This window comes from Candidatus Methanoperedens nitratireducens (genome assembly GCF_900196725.1).
Lineage (GTDB): Archaea > Halobacteriota > Methanosarcinia > Methanosarcinales > Methanoperedenaceae > Methanoperedens > Methanoperedens nitroreducens_A.
In genome coordinates, this window is record NZ_FZMP01000067.1 from 1 (window position 1) to 1,551 (window position 1,551).

General features: G+C 49.9%; 1 pseudogene. It reads right to left on the reverse strand.

Annotated features, from left to right (window positions below):
* Nucleotides 1-6 precede the first annotated feature (6 nt).
* Nucleotides 7-1,551: pseudogene (gene thsB / locus MNV_RS05420) on the reverse strand (thermosome subunit beta); the annotation flags it as partial.

Here is a 1,551-nt window from a genome sequence, read left to right on the forward strand (position 1 = left end):
ACCCGCTTAATCCATTCCTTCCATTCCGCCCATGCCTCCCATTCCTGGTGGCATTCCTCCTGGTGGCATACCGCCAGGTGCTCCTGATTTGCTTGAGAGCACATCATCGATGCGCAGAATCATCGTGGCTGCCTCGGTGGCAGAATCTATTGCCTGTATCTTTACCCTGAGCGGTTCAACAACTCCTTCCTTGAGCATGTCCATAACTTTGCCTGAAAGCACGTTCAGTCCTGCGGTCTTCTTGCCCTTTTCATGCTGGCTTCTCATCTCAACAAGCATGTTTATCGGATCAAGACCTGCATTTTCCGCAAGCGAGCGCGGGATTACTTCAAGCGCCTCGGCGAACTTGCTCACTGCAAGTTGCTCTCTTCCTGTCAGCGTGGATGAATACTCTCTCAATCTTAAAGCAAGCTCGACCTCTGGCGAACCTCCGCCTGCAACGAGCTTCTCATCCTCGATTGCCACTCCAACAACACGCAGTGCATCATGCAGCGCGCGTTCCGCCTCATCCACTACATGCTCAGTCCCTCCGCGAAGGATAACTGAGACTGCCTGGGGTTGTGGCATTCTGTTACGTATGTCATCGCTTCATCGCCGATCTTCTTTTCCTCTACTAATCCTGCCTTGCCAATATCCGAATCATTGATCTCTTTCAGGCTTGTGAGTATCTTCGCGCCTGTTGCGCGCGCAAGTTTCTCCATATCGCTCTTCTTGACCCGCCTGGCTGCATATATTCCTGCCTTTGCAAGGTAGTGCTGGGCGATATCGTCGATGCCTTTCTGCACGAAAACGACATTTGCGCCGCTGTCCATGACTTTATTGACCATGTCGTGAAGCATCTGTTCTTCCTGGTCAAGGAAGGACTGGAGCTGGTCAGGTGATTTGATCGAGATTTCGGCGTCTACTTCAGTCTTTTTTATTTCAAGGGCTTCGTTGAGCAGTAAAATCTTCGCACCCTGTACTTTCTTTGGCATGTTTGTGTGAACTCTTTCCTTGTCAATTACCATGCCCTCTATCAGTTCTGATGCCTCGATGCTTCCGCCCACTTTCTTTTCGACCTTGATGTCCTCAACATCTACAGTATTTTTCCCATTCTCGTTATTGACTACTGCAAGTACCGAATTCACTGCAAGGTTTGCAAATGTGTCCTTCTGTGCTTCTGCACTTTTTCCGGTTATTGCAGTTGCAGCTATCTTTAATAACAAGTCCTTATCGTCAGCGCTTACTTCCATAGCAAGGGTCTTGAGTATCTCCTTTGCTTTTATGGATGCGAGCCTGTATCCGTTAGCAATTACAGTCGGATGCACGTTCTGCTCCAGCAGGTCTTCCGCGTTTTTCAGGAATTCTCCTGCAAGTACCGCTGCCGTTGTGGTGCCGTCTCCCACTTCATCGTCCTGGGTCTTTGAGACCTCGACTATCATCTTGGCTGCCGGGTGCTCTATGTCCATCTGTTTCAGGATGGTCGCGCCGTCATTTGTGATCACTATATCTCCCAGCGAATCCACGAGCATTTTGTCCATGCCCTTTGGTCCGAGGGTAGTCCTTACGTGC